We start from the raw sequence: 20,556 nt of genomic DNA on the forward strand, positions 1-20,556 counted from the left end.
CCCCCGTATCTTTATATTAAATACATGATCTCCGATACAATATCCAGAGGAAATGCCTGCGCACTATCGAACCGTAAATTCGCGATACCGGCCGCACTGCTTTTCGTGCAGCCTGCACTCGACCTTGATCCCCCTGGATCCGTACTTCACGGCGTCCACGTGGCCCACCCGATAGATCTCGGACAGCACGTCTCCCCTCTCCATCGGCAGGAGCAGAGTCACCTTTCTGAAATCGATCCTGAGATTGCGATCCAGCATATCGACGAGCTCGGGCAACCCCTCCCCTGTGATGGCGGATATGCGGACGGCGCGCTCGTCGCCCCGGTAATGGGACTGCACGCAGTCGCACTTGTTGACCGCGTCGATCCTGGGGCTCCCGGCCATGCCCAGTTCCGAGAGCACCTTCTCCACCACCTCCGCGTGGGCTCGCGCCTCTTCGTCGCTCGCGTCTATGACGTGGAGGAGCACGGCCGAGGAGGCCGCCTCCTCGAAGGTGGACTTGAAGGCCTCGATCAGCTGGTGGGGCAGCCTGCTTATGAAACCAACCGTGTCGGCGATCAGGATCTCCCTGCCCGAGGGCAATTTCATCCTGCGCACAGTGGGGTCGAGGGTGGCGAAGAGTTTGTCCTCCACGAAGACCCCTGCGCCCGTGAGCGCGTTCATGAGCGTGGACTTGCCCGCGTTGGTGTAGCCGACGAGCGAGACCATGGGCACGGGAACCGAGTCGCGCTTCGCCCTGTGCAACCTGCGATGCGAGCGCACGCGCTCCAGGTTGCCCTTGAGAAACGCGATGCGATCCTTCACCCTGCGGCGGTCGTATTCGAGCGCGGTCTCGCCCGGACCCCTGGTGCCTATCCTGCCCACCTGCTGCGAGAAGACCTTCCCACGGCCCACGAGCCTCGGCGCCAGATACTTGAGTTGGGCGAGCTCGACCTGCAGTTTCCCTTCCCTGGTGGCCGCCCTGCGCGCGAAGATGTCCAGGATCACCGCCGTGCGGTCGAGGACCAGGAGACCCATTCGATCCTCGAGATTCTTGTTCTGGACCGGGGTCAGCTCCCAATCCACCGCGACCAGGTCGGCCGCCGCCTCGGTTGCCAGGAGCGCGATCTCCTCCACCTTCCCCTTGCCGAAGAACGTGGCCGGATCGGCGCGGCGCACCTCCTGCGATATCCTTGCCGCCACCACACCGCCTGCGGTGTCGATGAGCCTGGCGAGCTCGTCCAGCGAGCGCTCCTTCACGGCGCGGTTCTGTTTGGGCCTGCCGACGCCCACTATGAGCGCGCGTTGCGGCTTCTGCCTGCGTGAGACGCTTCGATGTGCGCGCATCTTGGCCATTGAGGTCAGGACATGAATCGGGTCACGTTGTGCCCGAAGAGGCGGTTCACATCCGCGACCAGCTGCGGCGACGGCGAGATCTTGAGCTCGTCGGGCAGCGAGAGCACGGTCTCGGTGCGGTCCGGTATCACGAGGTGCACGAACCCGCGGCACTCGCCGGGGAAGCGCGCGATCACGCTCTTGAGCTGCGAAAGATGGCCGGGCGTCACCTCGGGCTGGGAGAGGAAGAAATGCACGCTCTTGGTGAGCCGCTGCGGGACCTCGTCGAGCAGCATCACCTCCCTGGCGATCACCTTCACGTTCTCGCCGTCGGCGTCCGTTGTACCTATGACGAAGAGCGGGCGATCCCCCTTGACGAGCTGAGAGCAGTTCGCGAACACGTCCGAGAAGAGCACCGTCTCCACCGAGCCCTTCAGATCCTCGATGGTCGCGAAGCACATGCGGTCCCCGCGGCGGGTGGTGATCTCGCGGAGCTTGTTCACGACCCCGCCGAAACGGACCTCGGCGCCGTCCCCCGCCTCGGCGATGGTCGCCATGTCGCAGCTCGCATACTGCCCAAGCATCTGCTCGTACTGTGCGAGCGGATGGCCGGTGATGTAAAAGCCGAGCGATTCCTTCTCATAGGCGAGCATCTGCCTCTCGCCCCATTCGGAGACGTCCGGCATCTCCGGCTCAGGCATCGCGCCCGCGCCCTGCGGCATCGAGTCGAAGAGCCCGGTCTGCCCGCTCTGCCGGTCGCGCTGCCTGGAGGCCGCCATCTCCATCGCCATGTCGAGCGCCGCGAGCATGGCCGCGCGCGGGACGCCGGCGAAATCAAAGGCCCCGCACTTGATGAGGCTCTCTATCACGCGCTTGTTCACGCGCCTGGTGTCGATGCGCTCGCAGAAGTCGAAGAGGGAGGCGAACCTGCCGGCCTCGTTCCTCGCCTGGACGATGCTCTCGATGGCTCCCTCGCCGACGTTCTTCACCGCGGCCAGCCCGAAGCGGATCGTGTTGTCCCCCACCACGGAGAAATCGCGGTCGCTCTCGTTCACGTCGGGGGGCAGGACTTTGATGTCGTGGGCGCGACAATCGTTCATGTACGCGAGTATCTTGTCCGTGACGTCCTTCTCAGAGGTGAGCAGGGCCGCCATGAACTCGGTGGGGTGATGCGCCTTGAGGAAGGCGGTCTGGTAGGCGACCATGGCGTAGGCCGCGCTGTGCGACTTGTTGAACCCGTACTCGGCGAACTTGGCCATGAGGTCGAAGATCTGCTCCGCCTTCGCCTTGCCCAGCCCGTTGGCCACGGCGCCGGTCACGAAGCGGTCGCGCTGCTTCTGCATCTCCTCGGGCTTCTTCTTGCCCATGGCGCGCCTGAGCAGATCCGCCTCGCCCAGGGTGTAGCTGGCGAGCAGGTTCGCGATGTGCATCACCTGTTCCTGGTAGACGATCACTCCGTAGGTGTCCCGGAGGATATCCTCGAGCTGCGGCAGTATGTGCCTGATCTCGGTGCGGCCGTGCTTGCGGTTGATGAAGTCGTCCACCATGCCGGAGCCTAAGGGGCCCGGTCTGAAGAGCGCCACCAGGGCCACGATGTCCTCGAACGCGGTGGGTTTGAGCTTCATCACGAGGTCGGTCATGCCGGAGCTTTCCAGCTGGAACACGCCCTGTGTGTCCCCCTCGGAGAGCTTCTCGAAGACCTTCGGATCGTCGAGCGGCAACGCGTCTATCTCGATCCTCTCGCCGCTCCTCTGCTCGATGATCTTTATCGCGTCCTCTATGACCGTGAGCGTCTTGAGGCCGAGGAAGTCGAACTTCACGAGCCCCATCTTCTCCACCGCCTTCATGTCGAACTGGGTCACCACCTCGTCCTTCGACCCGCGGTAGAGCGGCAGGAACTCGGTGAGAGGCTGGTCCGAGATCACGACGCCGGCCGCGTGCGTGGATGCGTGCCTGGGAAATCCCTCGAGCCCCCGCGCTATCTCCAGCATGTGCGAGACCCTCTCGTCCTTGCGCGCCATCTCCGAGAGGCGGGGCTCGATCTTCAGCGCCTCGTCCAGCGTCATGTCTATCGTGGCGGGGATGAGCTTGGCGATCTTGTCCACCTCGGCGTAAGGGATGCCGAGAACCCTGCCCACGTCGCGCACCACCGCGCGCGCCTTCATCTTGCCGAAGGTGATGATCTGGCCGACGTTGCCGTACTTCTTCGCAACGTAGTCGATGACCTCGCCGCGGCGGCGCTTGCAGAAGTCGATGTCCACGTCCGGCATGCTGATGCGCTCCGGGTTGAGGAAGCGCTCGAAGATGAGCCCGTGCTCGATAGGGTCGATGTTCGTGATGCCGAGGCAGTATGCGGTGAGAGATCCGGCGGCGGAGCCGCGGCCCGGCCCGACCGGCAGGTTCACGCTCCGCGCATAACCTATGAAGTCGGCGACTATGAGGAAGTAGCCGGCGAAGCCCATCTTCACGATGACCTTGACCTCCTCATCGAGCCTGGCCTCGTACGCCTTTCTCGTCTCGTCGCGGGCCTCGGGCCTGCGCTGAGATATCGAGGCGAACCTCTGCTCCAGACCCTGCCTCGCCCTCGCCTCGAGATAGGTGGCTAGATCCTGTCCCTCGGGCGGCACGAACTTGGGGAAATGGTAGGTCTTGAAGTCGAAATCGAGGTTGAGCCTCTCCGCGATCGCCACCGTGTTGGAGAGCGCCTCGGGGCAGTGGGAGAAGAGCTCGGCCATCTCTTCCGGGCTCTTGAGATAGAACTCCTGGCTGCCGAGCCTCATGCGCTCCGGGTCGTCCAGGTTCTTGCCGGTCTGTATGCACAGGAGCGCGTCGTGCGCAGCCGCGTCCTTGCGCGTGATGTAGTGGACGTCGTTGGTGGCCACGAGCCCGATGCCGAGCTCGCCGCCCAGCTTTATCAGCCCCCCGTTCACCCCCTCCTGGTCAGGGAGGTTGTGATCCTGGAGCTCCAGGAAGAAGCGGTTTTCAGGGAATATGGCGGCCAACTCCTCTGCCGCACCCTTGGCCGCATCCCAGTTGCCCGCTGCCAGGGCCTGGGCGACCTCCCCTTTCAAACACCCGGAGAGCACGATCAGCCCCTTGCTGTGCTCGCGTAATATCTCTTTATCAATTCGAGGCTTATAATAGAACCCCTCTAAATAACTTGAACTGACCAGACGACACAGATTCCGATATCCCTCCCTGTTTTTGCACAACAGGGTGATGTGGGAGAGCGACCCCTCCTGTCCCAGGTTCCTCACGAGCCTCGACCCCTTGGTCAAAAGATAGGCCTCACAGCCTATGCAGGGCTTCACCCCTGCCTTGGAAAGGGTCTGATAGAACTCTATGGCGCCGAAGAGGTTGCCATGGTCGGTTATGGCCAGCGCCGGCATCTTGAGCTCCTTGGCGCGATTGGCCAAGGCCTCGATGGGAGCCGCCCCGTCGAGGAGGCTGTAAAAGGAGTGCACGTGCAGATGTACGAAATTGGAGTGATACACAGCCCTCTATTCCCATTCTATGGTTGCCGGCGGCTTTGACGAGATATCGTAGACCACGCGGTTGATGCCGCGGACCTCGTTGATGATCCGGTTCGAGACGCAGGCCAGGAGATCATGAGGGAGCCTGGCCCAGTCCGCGGTCATGCCGTCGCTCGAGTTGACCGCCCTGACCGCGACCACCTTCTCATACGTACGCTCGTCGCCCATGACCCCCACGGAGTTTATGGGAAGGAGGACGCAGAAGCTCTGCCACAGGGAGTTATACAGCCCGGCGGCCTTCACCTCCTGCATCAGGATCTCGTCCGCGTCGCGAAGGAGATCCAGCCTCTCCTTCGTCACCTCTCCGATTATCCGCACGGCGAGCCCCGGGCCGGGGAACGGCTGGCGCTGTATGATCTCAACAGGCAGTTTGAGTTCGCGGCCCACCTCGCGCACCTCGTCCTTGAAGAGCTCGCGGAACGGCTCTATGAGTTTAAGCCCCATCTTCTCCGGCAGGCCCCCGACGTTGTGATGGCTTTTGATCACGGCCGACGGCCCCTTGAACGAGACGGATTCGATCACGTCAGGATAGAGCGTCCCTTGCGCCAGGAACGCTACGCCCTCGATGCGCTTCGCCTCCTCCTCAAAGACCGCGATGAACTCGGCGCCGATCGCCTTGCGTTTCGCCTCCGGGTCCTCGATGCCGCTGAGCCTCTTGAGGAAGCGCTGCTCCGAGCGCGCCACGTCCAGGTTGATCTTGAAGGAGCCGCGGAAAAGCCTCTCGACCCTGTCCACCTCACCCTTGCGCAGAAGGCCGTTGTCCACGAATATGCAGAAGAGGCGATCCCCTATCGCCCTGTGCAGGAGCACGGCGGCGACCGAAGAGTCCACCCCGCCCGAGAGGCCGAGTATCACCTTGCCCTCTCCGACCTTCTCGCGGATCTCGCGGACCTGCGACTCGATGAAGGACTCCATGGTCCATGTGGGTTTACATTTGCAGATGGAGAGCACGAAGTTGCGGAGGAGAACGACGCCCTCAGGCGTGTGCACGACCTCGGGATGAAACTGCACGCCGATCAGCCGATTCGCCTCATCGGCCATGGCGGCAAAGGGCGAGTTGGCGCTGTGTGCGATCGCGCGGAACCCGGGAGGAAGTGCTTCAACCTTGTCGCCGTGGCTCATCCACACGGGCATGGGCCAGACCTTCACGCCTGCGAGAAACGGGTGCGACTCCTCGGCCTGGATCAGCGCGTGCCCGTACTCGCGCTTGGGGGACTTCTCGACCCTGCCGCCCAGGATGTGCGCCATGGACTGCATGCCGTAGCAGATGCCCAGCACCGGCAGACCGAGCGAGAGGACCTCCGGGTCGAGCTTCGGAGCGGCGGCATCGGTCACGGACGCGGGCGAACCCGAGAGCACTATCCCCTTCGGCGCAAAGGCGCGCACCTTTTCGATCGGCCAGGTGCAGGGCCATATCTCGCAGTAGACCTTCTGTTCGCGGATACGGCGCGCGATCAGCTGTGTATACTGGGAGCCGAAATCCAATATCAGGATGCGGTTGGGATCCATCAAACGCCTTATTCCACCGAGTAATTCGGCGCTTCCTTGGTGATGATAACGCCGTGAACATGCGATTCCCGAAGACCTGCCGGAGTGATGCGCACAAACTTTGCGTCCGTGGAGAGCTCTCCGATGCTCCTGCAGCCTGCGTAGCCCATGCCGGAGCGGAGTCCGCCGATCATCTGGTGGAGCACGTCGCGGAGTTTCCCGCGATACGGCACGCGGCCCTCTATGCCCTCGGGCACCAGCTTGCCGGCGTCCTCCACGTCCCCCTGGAAATAGCGGTCCTTGCTCCCCTTCTTCATCGCCTCTATCGAGCCCATGCCGCGGTAGACCTTGTAGCTGCGGCCCTGGTAGAGGACCACCTCGCCGGGCGACTCGTCCGTGCCAGCGAACATGGATCCGATCATGACGGTCGATGCGCCGGCGGCCAGGGCCTTGACCACATCGCCGGAGAACTTCACCCCGCCGTCCGCGATCAGCGGCACGCCCTTCTTTCTCGTGTACGATGCGACGTTCGCTATGGCGGTCACCTGCGGCACGCCGCAGCCCGCGACGATGCGGGTGGTGCAGATGGAGCCCGGCCCCACCCCGACCTTCACAGCGCAAGCCCCCGCGTCGACCAGGGCCTTTGCGGCGTCCGGCGTCGCGATGTTGCCGCCGATTATCTCGAGTTTCGGGAACGCATCGCTGATCCTCTTCACCATCGCTATGACGCCGGATGAGTGACCGTGCGCGGTGTCGACCACGATGACGTCGACCCCGGCTTCGGCGAGCGCCTCTGCGCGGGCCATCTCCTTATCGCCGACTCCGACCGCAGCGCCCACCCGCAGCCTGCCCAGGGAGTCCTTCGCGGAATTGGGATTGAGCTTCGCGGTCTTGAGGTCGCGCGTGGTGATGAGCCCGATGAGCCTGCCGCTCGAATCGAGTATAGGGAGTTTCTCCACGCGCTTTGCGTTGAGCATGTTGCGCGCGTCGCTGAGCGTGACCCCCTGCCTTGCGGTGACGAGCCGATCGAGGGGGGTCATCATCTCGGCCACACGCCTTGAGAGGTCTTCCTCGAAGCGGGTGTCGCGGCGCGTGATCATGCCGACGAGCCGGCCCTCCTCGGTCACCGGAAAGCCGGATATGTTGTATTGCCGCGAAAGCCTCTCCAGCTCCTCGAGCGTCTTGTCCGGGGAGACCGTTATCGGCTCAGAGACGACGCCGCTCTCGAACTTCTTCACGCGCCTGACCTCGGCCGCCTGCGTGCCCGCATCCCAGTTCTTGTGGATGATTCCGATGCCGCCCTCCTGCGCCATTGCGATCGCAGTCGCCGACTCCGTGACCGTGTCCATGGCCGCTGAGACGAGCGGTATCGTGAGTTTTATCTCCGGCGTGAGGCAGGTGCTGATGTCGGCGTCTTTGGGGAGAAAATCGGACTGGCCCGGGACGATCAGTATGTCATCAAAGGTGAGACCTTCCTGTATGCGGTCGCCCAACATTGCGGGACCCTATATCTGCACAGCCGCCGATGTCAAGGGCTAGAGACGGTTGGGATCTCACTGACCCCTGCGCGGAGCGACTTCAGGGGCCAGATCGCCGGTCCTGCCCTCGTCGATTGCCGGCGGAACGTTGATCACGGCGCCAGACTGGGGCTGAGACTGGGCAGCGCCCTCAGACTCCTGCACAGGTTGATACACAGGCTGATAGACCGGCTGATAATAGGGCTGAGTGGGGATCGGCGCCGACTGCGGCATCGGCGCAGGTGCTGGGACGGGCGCCGGCGATGGGGCCGGGACAGGGGCGCTCGATTTCGGCGCCTCATAGATCGGCTCGAGCACAGGCTCATAGACCGGCTGGTAAACAGGCTCCATGAGCCTCTGCACCTTCGGCATATGGCCGCCGTAGCGCGCATCCGAGATCGTGAAGACCACCCTGCGGTTGAGCCTGCGGCCCTCTTCCGTATCGTTGGCGGCAGCCGGATCTGCGGAACCGTAGGCCACCGGCTGCAGTTCCACGCCGGGCCTGAGACCGTGCGAACGCATATATTCGATCACAACGCGGCACCGTTTGAGCGAGATCGTCTCGTTGGCGGAGGGGGTCCCGATCGCGTCCGCATGCCCGCCTATCTTCACGTTGCTGATCCAGGGGGTCGAATTGATGAACCTGATCACCTCTTCGATGCCGGGTATCGAATCGGAGCGGATCACGGAGCTGTTGAAATCGAAATAGACCGGCGTGAGCGTCTGTATCTCTCCGCCGCGTATCCCGCCGTAACGCTGGCTCTCGAGCATGGCCAGCCGATCCACCTCGCCCCAGTCGATCTCGCCGTAGGTGTCGACCAGCTCATAGTATTTCGGGCACGCCGGATCGTCCACGCCGCTCTTGAAATTCTCAGGCGGCGGGCAGGTCTTTGCGAGCAGCCTCGAATCCTCGAAGTCGTAATATTTGGGGCAGGCCTGGTCGTGTATCTGCGCGTTGAAGTTGGCCGGGTCGTCCGGACACACGAGGCTCATCTCCGCCAATCCCAACGAGACTATGTTGCGGACCTCTTCGGGCGAATAGAGTTCCGAGAGGTCGAAGACCTTGGGGCACGCCTGGTCGTGGTAGCGCGGATCGAAGTCCTCGGCCTTCGCCGGGCAACGCAGGACCAGCGTGGCCAGCTCCTTCAGTTCATAATACTTCGGACACGCGTCATCGTGAACACCCTCTTTCCACTCCGCCGGATCGGGCGGACAGTCCTTCGCAAGATTATAGAGTTGGCTCTTCGTGAATCCGGCATATGCGGAGGAGCACAGCGGGCCCCGCGTCATCTCCTTGGCCTTGAACTTCGGCGTCATCAGCCTGTACTTGGCGCCCAGCACAGAGCGAAACCTGGCGCCCTTGACGCCGCAGATAAGACACGTGCCGAAGCCTGCGTGCAGCGTGACGCCTGTCTGCTTCACGTTCCAGCGCACTCCGGCCATGGCTTCGGTCGGGTTGTTGTCCACGTTGCTGAAGAGATTGGAGAAGCTGCCCTCGGCATTTACCTCGCCGAACGCGTCGATGCCGTAGTCGAAGTTTCCCTCAGCGCCCAGGCCCACGAGGAACTTATGCTGGAGGGAGACGTTGGAGGCCGTGGTCTTCTTGCCCCCCTGGTACCCCAGGTTCAGCGTCATCCCGAACCTGGGATGTATCCTCCCGTCCAGCACCGCGACGAGACCGCCGGTGAAGCCCGGTTCGCCCACGAAATGCGAGGACTTTCCGGTCGGGAAGGTGATGAACGGCACGAAGGCGAGCCCTATGTGTTTGCGACACGCATCCAGCACCCTGGCCTTGGCCTCGAGCCTGATGTCGCCCATATCCATGACATTGCTTCTGGTTGCGCCGGTCGTGTACGGATCGAGCAGCGAGTTGATGAGCACGAACGGGACGTCCACCCCGAACTCCAGGAAGTCCAACGCCCCGATGGCGGCCACGAAATCGGCCGCGAGCATGTTGTTGATGACCTTCTGCGTGGGCTGAGTGCCGAAACGCACGTTGAGCGGATCGTAAGCGTAATCGAAATAGAGGCCCGCGTCGAACTGCAGCGCACGCAGCGTCTGGGTGTCATAGAGCATGAGATACGTGTTCGGGCCTGTGGCGGGCCTGAAGAACCTTGAGTTGAAGGTGAGGCTGTCGGCAAATGAGGCGGCGGAGGGCAGCGTCGCGGCAGCGACAAGAACGGCGGATAAGACCGTTTTCCTGATCGAAAACATGCTTCAAATTACCAAATGTGCGTCAATCTGGCAACCGATTTGCCGGACTTCTTCGGTTTCTTCTCCTTCTCATGCCTGCGTTCGACCTTGAACGAATAGAGCTTGCCCGAGTTGCTGAGCATATAGACCTTGTTCTCATGCACGAACGGGTCGCCGAAGCTCCCCTTCTTCACGAATCGCTCGTAGGCGATGTCCCCTGTCTCGCTCTCGATTATGAAGATCTTGTCGGTCGTGGAGACCACCGCGATAAAACCCTGGCCCGCAGCCGGCGAGGATATGGCCGGTTTCTCAAGATCCTGCTGCCAGAAGATCTTTCCGGTTGCGGGATCGAGCGCGTACAGGCTCCCTCCGCCGGAGCTGTAGAGCCTCCCCTCGTGCACCCGGATGTCGCCGACGCCGCCCCCCTCGCTGGTCCAATCCACGGAGCCGCTCCCCGGGTTGAGCGCATAGAGCGCGCCGTCCGCCGAAGCGGTATACAGCCTGTTCTCGTAGAGCAACGGCGTGCTGTCCACGTCGTAGACCATCTCGCGCATGTTGCCCAGTTTCCTGACCCACGCGATCGATCCGTCCGATTCGCGGATGGCGCGGATATCGCCGGTCGAGGTGCCCTGGTATATCAGCCCGTTCGAGTAGACGGGCGCGGCGGCCCTTCTCACGGAGAAACCGAACTCCCTCTCCGAGGTGTCAGTGTGCCAATGCTCCGAACCGCTCCCCGCGTCCAGGGCGTAGAGCCTGCCCGACATCGTGGAGACATAGACCCTGCTGCCGGCGACGAGCGGCGCGGCGAGTATTTCGGTGTCGAGCTTCTGGCTCCAGCGGACGGCGCCGTCCTCCGCGTTGAGGGAATAAAACACCCCCTTGGCATCGCCCACGAAGACGCTGCCCTCGGAATACTCGGCCCTGGACTGCACGGGCCCCTCCGTCCTGATCTCCCACAGTTTCTTCGCCCGCGGAAGCGCGAAGGCGTAGAATCTGCCGGCATCCGCGCCTATGAAGAGTTTGCCATCGGCCACGAGAGGCGTTGAGAACTGATACGGCTTCTTGTTCCAGAAGGAAGACTTCTTGAGGCTGGATATGCGGTCCTTGCTCACCTTCCAGCGGCGAGGCGCCTCTCCCGTGAGGCCCGATGCCCGCCTCTGCTCGTTGCGCCTCTGCGATTCCTGGCTCGTGAAGTGGCGCTTGTACGGCTGATGCTCCGCGATCGCCGCAGAGGAAAGAGCGAAGGCGCAGATCGCCGCAGCGAGAGCGACCGACATCGCCGTCGTCAGATGTGTCCGTTTGCCGTAAGCCATAGCAGGCGCTCCTCGCTGACCGCACGGACGCCCTTGTCCTGCTCCCCGGCATCCTCGATGATCATCTTGTAAAGGTCCTCAGCCGCCTTGTAGTCGCCGACCTTCTCCAGGCACGAGGCAGCCATGAGCTCGCTCGCCTTTGATATGAGGTTGGAGGGATCGGCCGCGGCCTTTCGATAGATGTCCGCAGCGGCGGCGGGGTCGTCGTTCGCCAGCTTGATCTCCGCGAGTTTGTGAAGCGCCGCGATGCGCAGCATCGGCTGGTTCCTGGAGCCGTCGGACAGCTTGAGGAACTGTTCCTCCGCCTCCGCGTTCTTGCCTTCGGACATATAGTAAAGCCCCAGGTCCATCATCGCCTTCTTGCCGGCGAAGTATCTGGCGTAGCTCGATGCTACCTCCTTGAGTTTCTCCACCCTCTCCGCAGAGGCCGCGGGCAGACTCTCCGCCTCGTAGAGCGCGTCGGCCGCGGACATGGAGCGATGCCTGCCGTAGGCCGTAGCTCCCATCATCACCGCCATGACCAAGAGCGCGACCGCGCCCAGCTCAAGCACGGAGACCCAGTGATGTCTGATCCAGATCAGCGCGTGGACCGTCCAGTCCTTGAATTCGTCGTGAGGCTTGTTCTTTCCCCTGGGGAGTCTCTTGTAGGTTGCGATGGCGCACCTCCGCGGTCTCTGTTTTTGACATCGGGCGACTACCAGAGGGGGTGCGCGATGTCAATGCGATCGGCCGATGCCGGATTACGGCGGCGTCCGCCCGGCGCTACGCCTGCGCTTTCGATCCGTTTCGCCGGTGAAACAAGCGGCGCGCCTGCATGGCCGCGACTATCTCCGCCGAGAAGAGCATGAGCGCGGAGAGGTAGAATATCCAGACCACGAAGAGAACGACGGCGGCAAGCGAGCCGTACACGACGTTATAGCGCTGCATCGAGAAGGCGAGATACGCGGTGAAAAGCCACTTCGCCGCGCCGATGCCCATCGAGAAGAAGGCCCCGCCGACCACCGCGTACCGTATGAAGACCTTCTGGTTGGGGACCACGACCACCATCATGAGATAGGCGAGGAACGAGACCAGGAAAAAATACACCCTCCCGTTCATCATCCCGGAGAGCGGGATCGCGAAACCGTATCGCTCGAGCAGTCCCGCGAGGACCCGGAGCATCGTGGGCAGCGAGAAAAGGAGCGTGACCCAGAAGATCAGCGCGATGGCGAGCAGGCGCGAATGGAAGAAGTTGCGCCTGTTCGCGGTCTTGAAGATCGCGTCCAGCGCGAGCTCTATCGAGCTCACGAGTATCGTGGAGATGAAGACCAGCGCGAAGATCGAGAAGATGCCGAGCGAGGCGCGCTGGTCCAGGACGGACTGGAGGTTGGCCACGAAGAGCTCCTTGCCGACCGGGAGCACGTCCGCAGCCACCTCCACTATGCGCTGAAGCGCCTCCTGCGAGGCACCCAGGAAATAGCCGGCGATGGAGACCATGAACATGCCGATCGGTATGACGGCGAGGAGCGCGCAGAAGGATATGCTCTCAGCCATCAGCAGGCAGCGGTCCTGGATAAAGGATTTTATGACGCTGAATATGAATCTCATCCTGCGCCTTTCACTTCCTCTTCATCACGATCCGAACAGGGATACCCTTCACGCCCAGGGCCTCCTTGAGTTTGTTGATGATGTAGCGCCTGTACGTGTAAGGGACGGCGGCCGGATAATTCGAAAAGAGCGCGAACGTGGGCGGTTTCACGCCCACCTGAGTCCCGTAGTATATCTTGACCTGCTTCCCCTTGTGCACCGGCATGTGGTGAGCGGCCAGCGCCTCCTCGATCACCCTGTTGAGCGCCGAGGTCGAGATCTTCGTCGACAGGGCCTTCTCGATGCCCGAGATCTGCTTGAATATCTTGAGGCAGTTGTAGCCGGTCTTCGCCGATATCGGGAGGGTCGCCACCTCGCCCTGCTGCCCCAGGGCGTCGGCCAGATTCTGCTGGTACTCCTCCACTCCCGTCTTCACCTCATCCCATTTATTGATGAGCAGCACAACCCCCTTGCCCTCCTCGGCTATGAATCCCATGAGGTGGGCGTCCTGCCTCGTGAATCCCTCCCTCCCGTCGATGAGCTGGAGCACGACGTCGGCCCTGTCTATGGTGCGAAGGCTCCGCATGGCGGTGAACTTCTCGACCCGCTCCGCCAGGCCCCAGCGGCGACTCACGCCCGCCGTGTCGATGAAGACGTATTTCTTCCCGTCGAATTCCACCTCCACGTCTATGGCGTCGCGCGTGGTCCCGGCCTTCTCGTGGACCACCACCCTGGGCTCGCCCGCGAGCCTGTTGACCAGCGTGGACTTGCCCACGTTCGGCCTGCCCACGACCGCGATCTTGAGCCCCGGGGCGGCCTCATCGGACGGCGCCCCCTCGTGAGGCAGTCTTCGGAAGAGCTCGTCCAGGATATCGTCCACCCCCCTGCCGTGTTCCGATGAGACCGGGAAGAGATCGCCCGCCCCGAGCTCGTGGTACTGCGCGAGCATCGACTCGTGCGACGCCTCGTCGATCTTGTTGATCGCGAAGAGCACCGGCTTTTTCACGGAGCGGAGCTTATTCACTATCTCGTGATCGTCGGAGGTCGGCGGATGCTGGCCGTCGAAGAGGCATATCACCGCGTCCGCCTCCTCTATCGCGTGCAGGCTCTGTTTGGAGATCTCGTGCTCGAGGTCGGCGGCAGGATCGAGGTCCAGCCCTCCCGTGTCGACGGCGATGTACTCCCGGCCGAGCCACTCCGCGTCAGCGTAGTGGCGGTCGCGCGTGATGCCGGGCTCATCGGCAACGATCGCCCTGGTCGCGCCGACCAGGCGGTTGAAGAACCTCGACTTGCCCACGTTCGGCCGGCCGACTATGGCGACTATAGGTTTCATTGAGGAGTGCGCCTCCCTATCACAAAACCCGACGATCTTTCAAGGAGTTTGGCGTCTCACCCCTATGCGGCCCAAAAGCCTCAGGAGCCCGTCGAGCGTGGTCATGGGATGAGGCGGACAGCCTGGGATGTAGAGATCCACGGGCAGGAGGGAGGCTACGCCGTCGGAGGCCTCGGGATGCCCTGAATACGGGCCTCCGGATATCGCGCACGCGCCGGAGGCGATGACGATCTTCGGCGCGGGGACCGCCTCATAGCTCTTCTCGAGCGCAAGCCTCATGTTCTTCGTGACCGGACCTGTGACGAGCAGTCCGTCCGCATGGCGAGGCGAGGCGACGAACTGGATGCCGAACCGTCCCATGTCGTATGCCAGAGTACCCAGGACGTTCAGATCCGCCTCGCACGCGTTGCATCCGCCGGCGCTCACCTGCCTGAGGCGCAGCGACCTCTTGAAGAGACGCCTCATCTCATGCTTCAGCGCCTCGACCTTCGGGGCCTCGTCCGTGAAGAGCAATGACGGGCGATCCGTGGCCGCCAGCCGATACTCCTGCGTAAAGACTATGGCCCCGTTCGGGCAGGAGCGCGAGCACTCCCCGCAGAAGAGGCATCGGCCCAGATCGATCCGCGGGCCGCCCTCCCCAATCGAGAGCGCGCCGACCGGACATGTCCGCTCGCATCCGGCGCATCCCTTCTGACAGCGCGACGCATCTATGCGCGGCAGGCCGCGAAACCTGTCGGGCATCGCGGGCTCCTGCCTGGGATACGGCATCGTGCGATAGCCCTGTCTGATCCTCGATCGGATGATATCGAACATATGCGCCTCAGAGATCGTGACCGCAGTACGACAGATTGAAGCTCTTGTTGCAGAGCGGGAAGTCTGAAATCTCTCCGCCCCTCATCGCCATCGCCAGCCCCGCCCAATTATGGAACGACGGATCGATCACCTTGTACGTCGAAAAACGCCCTGCCTTGTCCGTGGCCGCGACGTGGCAGATCTCGCCGCGCCACCCCTCCACGAGCGAGACGACAAGCCTCCTCGGGGAGAGCGGCCCCTCTTCGGCGCGGATCAGGCCTCCGGCGAGCGCCGTCGCCTGCTCCCTGACAAAGGCGGCTGAGCGCATGACCTCCAGCCAGCGGACGAACGCCCGCGCGAACACGTCGCCTGAGCTCATGCTCGACACAGGGATACGGAAGAACCGATAGATGCCGGAGGGGTAATCCTGGCGCACGTCGCGCTCGACCCCGCCGGCGCGCGCCGCAGGCCCCACGAGGCCGAGCGCGTCGCTCGATGAGCGCGAGACGGTCCCGGTTTCCTCGAAACGCGCGAGCACCGACGGCGTCTCCCAGAGCAGCTCCACAGCAGACGTGAGATCCGACATGATCCTGTCGAGGCGCGCGAGCATCTCGTAGATGCGCGCGTCATCCAGATCGAAGAGCACGCCGCCCGGCCGGATGAGACCGCGGCCGAATCGGCTTCCGCAGAGCAGAGCGGTGAGGTTGAGCAGATCGCCGCGCAGCCGGCCGCAATACGCGGACGTGGGCAAGAACCCGACGTCACCGCCGAGCGCGCCCAGATCGCCCGCATGGTTGGCCATGCGCTCCAGCTCCAGGGCGATGCCGCGAATCCCCTGCGCGCGCGGCGGGGCACCCCTCTTCGAGAGCGACTCCACGGCATGGCAGAAGGCGAGCGCGTGTCCCGCGGTCGTATCGCCCGCCGCGGTCTCCATCAGATGAATCGTCCGCGGGTTCGGAGCGCCGACGAGCGCGCGCTCGACGCCGCGGTGCTGGTAGCCAAGCGCGATCTCCAGGTGCATCACCTCTTCGCCGTTGCACTGGAACCGGAAGTGCCCCGGCTCGATCACGCCGGCGTGCACCGGACCCACGGCGACCTCGTGCACCTGCGGGCCCTCCACGCGGAAGAAGTCGCCGATCGCCGGGAATTCGCTATGCGCAAACCTCACCGGTTTGAGCCACGGGTGCCCGATCGGCAGCACTCCGAAGCGCTCCGCTATCTCCCTCTCGAAGAGGTGCGCCTGCGGACAGCCCGGAGTGAGGGAAGGATAAGAGCCGCTCACCTGCGAAGAGAGGATCGAGAGACGGCCCTCTGCATCGTCCCCGACCACGGCGACCAGTTCGAGCGCGTTTTCCTTGATAGGAACACCGAAGAGCGCGCACAGCCTTCCGCCGGAGATTACCGCCTCGGCGACTTCGTCGCGAAACGAAACGATGGGGAGGCGCGGGATATCGTCCGCGCCGACCGCTTCGTTGTTGTGCGCCGTGAGCGCGACCTGCGTCATACGCCCCCCACCGCGGCGGCCGCAGCCTTGAGCAGATCCGCGAGCCTCGAAGGCACGAAGAGCCCTAGCGCCAGGACCGCGGCGGCCAAGATCGCAGGCGGAATCACCGCCAGCGCCGCCTCGCGCCGGTCGGCCTCTTGCTTCTGACCGCTGCCCTGCGCCATGCGCAACATGGCGACCGCCATCCCGGCAAACGCTATGGCCAGGAAAACAAGATAGAGGACAGCGACGACGAATCTCCCTTGGCCGAGGGCCGCGGAGAGAATCGTGAACTCGCTGAGGAATGTGGCGAACGGCGGCGAACCGGTGATCGCGAAGAGACCCGCCACCCACAGGATGCCGCTCATCGGGAGCCTCCTGAGGAGCCCGCTGACCTCGGCCGCGTGTTTGGTGCGGTACGCGGAGAGTATGTTGCCGGCCACGAAGAAGAGCATCCCCTTGGCCAGCGAGTGGTTGATCGCGTGGAACATCGACCCGAACACGGCGACCCCGCCGAGGCCCACGCCCACGGCGAGGATCCCCATATGCTCCACGCTGGAATAAGCCAGCAGACGCTTGTAGTCCGGCTGCCCCACGATGAAGGTCGCGGCCATCGCCATGGAGAGCAGCCCCAGGAGCAGGAGCATCTCCTGTCCGAAGAGGGCCAGACCCGCCGCCGCGAGCACCTGCTGGGAGCGAAGGATCGCCAGGAAGGCGCAGTTGAGCAAGGCGCCCGAGAGCAGCGCTGAGACGACCGACGGCGACTCGCTGTGCGCATCCGGCAGCCAGGTGTGCATCGGCGCCAATCCCATCTTCGTCCCGTAGCCCACGACGAGCAGCACGAAGGCGGCCTTGAGCCACGTTGCGTTCATCGCCCCCATCCGCGCCCGATCGATCAGCTCGGCGAGCAGCATCGAACCGCCCGCGCCCTGCTGCGGCTGCGCGACCGCGAGGAAGAAGTTGCCGAGCAGGGCCAGCGCGATGCCGACCGAGCATATGAGCAGATACTTCCACGCCGCCTCGAGCGAGCGGCGGTGGCGGTGGAAGAAGATCAGCGGCGCGCTGGCGAGAGTCGTCGCCTCCACCGCGACCCAGAGGATGCCGAACTGGCGGCTTACGCAGACCAGCGTCATCGTCGCGAGGAAGAGCAGCATGCAGCCGCAGAAGGTGGCCTCCGGCGCATTCGTGAAGAGAAAACCCTCGTCGAAATCCGTCCGGCGCACAGCCTCGGCGCGGAGGCCGACGCGATAGATCGATGCCATGAGGAAGAGGAGGCTCACGATGCTCAGGAAGAGAAGCCCCAGGGCGTCCAGCGCCAGCCATCCGCCGAGCGCCGGCGAAGGCGCGGAACACCAGCAGAGGACGGTGAGCAAGGCATGCGCCGCGCCGGCCGCGATGAGCAGGGCGCGGTTCAGCCAGGGCAGCTTCACGAAGAACGCGACGAAGCCCGATATCGTCGGTATGGCGAGCAACGCGAGGATCATGGGTTCCAGTCCTTGAGCGCCGAGAGTTGATCCACGTCGATAGCCTCGAACGCCCGATGCATGTAGAAGATCGCCACCCCCATCACCAGCACGGCCATCAGTGCGTCGATCAGCACGCCCAGCTCAACGAGAAGCCCGGTGCGGATCTCCATCGCAAAGCCGAAGGCGAATATGCCGTTCTCCAGCACGATGTAGCCCAAAAGCTGCATCAGCGCCTTGCGGCGCGAGACGATGAGCAGGAGCCCCGTGAACATCGTGGCCAGGGCGGCCGGAAGCGCCAGCGGGGAGACGAAGATTTCCGGGAGCGGCGCGCGCGACGAGATCCACAGGGCGAAGCCGAGCAGGACCATGCCCGCGACGATCGAATACGAGTATCCGAGCAAGGGCTCGGACTCGCGGCGCACCCCGGTACCGCGCAGCGCGCGGAAGAGAAGCCACGGAAAGGCCAGGCCCTTGAGGCCCGCGCTGGCCGCGGCGAGTCCGATCTCGCGCAGCGTCGGCGCGCCGGATGCCGCGAGGATCGGAAGCAGGCTCAAGATCACCCCCTGCGCCGCGACGATGCGCACGCAGGCGCGCACCCTCCCGGTTCCCAGGAGCATCAGGTTCTGCAAGAGCAAAACGACCAGCACGATCCCAACCCATGAAGCCACGATTCACCTCATCAAAAACGAGAGTATCAGCGCCAGCATCGCCAGCGCGATCGCACCTGTGAGCAGCTGCGGCACGCGCACGAGCTTGAGCCTGGCCATCATCGATTCCACGAGCCCAACGGCGATTCCAAGCGAGAAGACCCCTGCGACATGCAGTGCCAACGCCGCGGCCGGGGAAGCGCCCAGCGCAGGGAGCGCCGCCCCTGCGATCAGCGACGCGAAGAGCCAGAGTTTGAGCGAAGCGCTCCACGTTATCAACGCGAGGTCGGGCCCGCCGTGATCGAGCACCATGACCTCGTGGATCATCGTGAGTTCGAGGTGGGTCGTCGGGTCGTCCACAGGTATGCGGGAGTTCTCCGCCAGCATGACCACGAACATGGCCGCGATCGCGAGAGTCAGCGTAGCGCCGGACGAGCTCCAGAGCGTTGCGCCCGCGGCGCCGAATATCCCGCTGAGCGAGGAGCTCTGGGCCAGGCGCGCCAGCGCCGCCAGCGCCAGCAGGAGCACCGGTTCCGCGAGCGCGGAAAAAGCGGCCTCGCGCGAGGCCCCCATGCCCTCGAAGCTCGATCCGGTGTCGAGCGCGGCGAGTATGGTGACGAACCGCGCCAAACCGAAGAGATACGCGAACAGCACCAGGTCGCCGGGGAACGAGATCAGCGCGGAGATCCCGCCGCAGGGCATCAGGATCGCGGCCGCCATCGCCGCCGCGATCGTCGCGGCGGGTCCGAAAGGAAAGAGCCAGGTCGTGGTGCGGCTGATCGCCGCGCCCTTGTGCATAAGCTTCCATAGATCGAAGTAGAGCTGCAGCACCGGCTGCCCATGGCGGCCTGCGATCACGGCCTTGACGCGGGTGATCACGCCCACGAGCAACGGCGCCAGAAGAAACATCAAAAGGATGTGAATCCATGAATAAGCCATCAACGTCCCCCGAACGCCCAGAGCAGGAGCACGATCAGCGCGACCGCTATATATAAGATATACAGATGCACGTTGCCGTGCTGGATCACGCGCAAACGCGCCAGCGCGGAGGCCACAGCCGAGAAGATCGGATCGAAGAGGCCCTCCCTCGCCACGTCGCGCGCGTGCGATGCGAATGCGGCGCGCTGCGGAAAGAGGCCCTGCGGCGCTTCCCTCTCCTCATGGATATTGAGAAGCATCCCGAAGGAGTTCGTCAACGGCTGGGCAAAGGACGATGCCGTGTACTGCATGCTGGGCGCGGGCCGCGCGTAGCCGCAGTCCCAGGTCGCAGTGCGCGTCACCGCCCGGCGCGCGAGGAGCCTTCGCCTGAGCGACAACGCCGCGCAGGCGATCGCGATCAGCGCCGCGAATACGACGACGAGCTTCGCGAGGATTGCGGCGGCTTCGGCAAGCGCCGACGGAGCAGCCCCTTCGGCGAAGCCCGCCGCGACGCCGACGGCGCCCCCCAGCAACGGGACCACGGCCGGAGCAGCGAGCCCGATGCAGAGGCATGCCGCGGCCAGGATCATCATCGGCGCGAGCATGGGGATCGGCGCTTCCTGAGCGCGGGCCGCCTCATCGCATCGCGGCTCGCCTAAGAAGATCGTGCCGAAGGCCTTGGTGAAGCAGGCGGCCGCGAGCCCGCCGATCAGCGCCAGCGAAGCGATGACGATCAGCGCGGGGAGCGCGCCGTAGATCGTCGCACCCGGAGTCACCAGGATCGCGAACGCGCCGAGATAGATGAGAAACTCGCTGACGAATCCGTTCAGCGGCGGTAGGCCCGAGATCGCCGCCGAGCCGACGAGAAACGCCGCCGCGGTATGCGGCATGCGCTTCAGAAGCCCGCCGAGCCGGTCGATCTCGCCGGTGCCCGAGGCGCGGATCACGGCGCCTGCACCCAGGAAGAGCAGCACCTTGAAGATCGCGTGGTTG

The 20,556-nt window shown here is 63.9% G+C and carries 15 protein-coding genes; all 15 read right to left on the bottom strand.

Annotated elements, in window-relative coordinates; genetic code table 11:
• Positions 1-63: 63 nt before the first annotated feature.
• Positions 64-1,326, bottom strand: a complete 1,263-nt coding sequence (gene hflX, locus WC683_03490; GenBank protein MFA4971650.1) for a GTPase HflX — start codon at positions 1,324-1,326, stop codon at positions 64-66.
• A 14-nt stretch (positions 1,327-1,340) separates the two neighbouring features.
• Entirely contained in the window at positions 1,341-4,808 is a 3,468-nt protein-coding gene (gene dnaE, locus WC683_03495; GenBank protein MFA4971651.1) for a DNA polymerase III subunit alpha, read from the bottom strand.
• Between the two features lie 6 nt (positions 4,809-4,814).
• Positions 4,815-6,356 (bottom strand): glutamine-hydrolyzing GMP synthase, encoded by a 1,542-nt coding sequence (gene guaA / locus WC683_03500; GenBank protein MFA4971652.1) that lies wholly within the window; start codon positions 6,354-6,356, stop codon positions 4,815-4,817.
• Positions 6,357-6,364: 8 nt separating this feature from the next.
• Positions 6,365-7,831: an IMP dehydrogenase gene (gene guaB / locus WC683_03505; GenBank protein MFA4971653.1), complete on the bottom strand. Its 1,467-nt coding sequence runs from the start codon at positions 7,829-7,831 to the stop codon at positions 6,365-6,367.
• Positions 7,832-7,888: 57 nt separating this feature from the next.
• Positions 7,889-10,066: an OmpA family protein gene (locus WC683_03510; protein ID MFA4971654.1), complete on the bottom strand. Its 2,178-nt coding sequence runs from the start codon at positions 10,064-10,066 to the stop codon at positions 7,889-7,891.
• An 8-nt stretch (positions 10,067-10,074) separates the two neighbouring features.
• Positions 10,075-11,358: a PQQ-binding-like beta-propeller repeat protein gene (locus WC683_03515; protein ID MFA4971655.1), complete on the bottom strand. Its 1,284-nt coding sequence runs from the start codon at positions 11,356-11,358 to the stop codon at positions 10,075-10,077.
• Positions 11,331-11,909, bottom strand: coding sequence for a hypothetical protein (locus tag WC683_03520; protein MFA4971656.1), 579 nt, complete (start codon positions 11,907-11,909; stop codon positions 11,331-11,333). Before WC683_03520 ends, WC683_03515 begins: the two co-directional genes overlap by 28 nt.
• A gap of 211 nt (positions 11,910-12,120) precedes the next feature.
• Entirely contained in the window at positions 12,121-12,945 is an 825-nt protein-coding gene (locus WC683_03525) for a YihY/virulence factor BrkB family protein (protein MFA4971657.1), read from the bottom strand.
• Between the two features lie 10 nt (positions 12,946-12,955).
• The gene (gene der / locus WC683_03530; GenBank protein MFA4971658.1) at positions 12,956-14,257 is read right to left on the bottom strand and encodes a ribosome biogenesis GTPase Der; all 1,302 of its coding nucleotides are present in this window, start codon (positions 14,255-14,257) and stop codon (positions 12,956-12,958) included.
• Positions 14,258-14,296: 39 nt separating this feature from the next.
• Positions 14,297-15,070, bottom strand: a complete 774-nt coding sequence (nuoB, locus tag WC683_03535; protein ID MFA4971659.1) for an NADH-quinone oxidoreductase subunit NuoB — start codon at positions 15,068-15,070, stop codon at positions 14,297-14,299.
• Positions 15,071-15,077: 7 nt separating this feature from the next.
• A complete protein-coding gene (locus WC683_03540; GenBank protein MFA4971660.1) occupies positions 15,078-16,553 on the bottom strand; it encodes an NADH-quinone oxidoreductase subunit C in 1,476 nt (491 codons plus the stop codon).
• Complete coding sequence (locus tag WC683_03545; protein ID MFA4971661.1) at positions 16,550-18,016, bottom strand: proton-conducting transporter membrane subunit; 1,467 nt, start codon at positions 18,014-18,016, stop codon at positions 16,550-16,552. Before WC683_03545 ends, WC683_03540 begins: the two co-directional genes overlap by 4 nt.
• Positions 18,013-18,666 (bottom strand): hydrogenase, encoded by a 654-nt coding sequence (locus WC683_03550; protein ID MFA4971662.1) that lies wholly within the window; start codon positions 18,664-18,666, stop codon positions 18,013-18,015. Before WC683_03550 ends, WC683_03545 begins: the two co-directional genes overlap by 4 nt.
• A gap of 3 nt (positions 18,667-18,669) precedes the next feature.
• Positions 18,670-19,584: an NADH-quinone oxidoreductase subunit H gene (locus WC683_03555; protein ID MFA4971663.1), complete on the bottom strand. Its 915-nt coding sequence runs from the start codon at positions 19,582-19,584 to the stop codon at positions 18,670-18,672.
• The coding region (locus tag WC683_03560; protein ID MFA4971664.1) for a proton-conducting transporter membrane subunit at positions 19,584-20,556 on the bottom strand (973 nt) is incomplete at its 5' end. The genes WC683_03560 and WC683_03555, both read right to left, overlap by 1 nt.

Source organism: bacterium (assembly GCA_041648665.1).
Classification (GTDB): Bacteria; UBA10199; UBA10199; order 2-02-FULL-44-16; family JAAZCA01; genus JAFGMW01.